Raw genomic sequence first — 526 nt, forward strand, 5'->3', positions numbered from 1 at the left:
TAACTATGAAGTGTAAATTTTAATGGAGGGTTAGCATTCATGCAAAGACATGCGATTATTCTGGCAGCAGGTAAGGGCACAAGAATGAAATCAAAGAAATATAAAGTGCTCCATGAGGTTGCTGGCAAACCAATGGTTGAACATGTGCTTAACAACGTAAAACAAGCTGGCGTTGATCAAATTGTAACTATTATTGGTCATGGCGCTGAGAGTGTGAAAGATACATTGGGTAATCAATCATTATATAGTTTTCAGGATAAACAACTTGGAACAGCTCATGCTGTGAAAATGGCACATGAACATTTAGCAGATAAAGAAGGAACTACTCTAGTAGTATGTGGAGATACACCACTTATTACATACCAAACTTTACAATCACTTATTGAACATCATGAAAGTACACAATCACATGTTACTGTATTATCTGCTTCTACTATCAATCCTTATGGTTATGGACGAATTATTAGAAATCATAATGGAATATTAGAGCGTATTGTTGAAGAGAAAGACGCAAATGACTCAGAAC

The 526-nt window shown here is 35.6% G+C and carries 1 protein-coding gene; it reads left to right on the top strand.

Annotated features, from left to right (window positions below):
* Positions 1–39 precede the first annotated feature (39 nt).
* Positions 40–526, top strand: a 487-nt coding sequence (locus tag IE142_RS40420; RefSeq protein ID WP_191889529.1) for an NTP transferase domain-containing protein, incomplete at its 3' end; no start/stop codon positions are given.

It is taken from the genome of Streptomyces mutabilis (genome assembly GCF_014649815.1).
In the GTDB taxonomy this organism is placed as follows: domain Bacteria; phylum Actinomycetota; class Actinomycetes; order Streptomycetales; family Streptomycetaceae; genus Streptomyces; species Streptomyces mutabilis.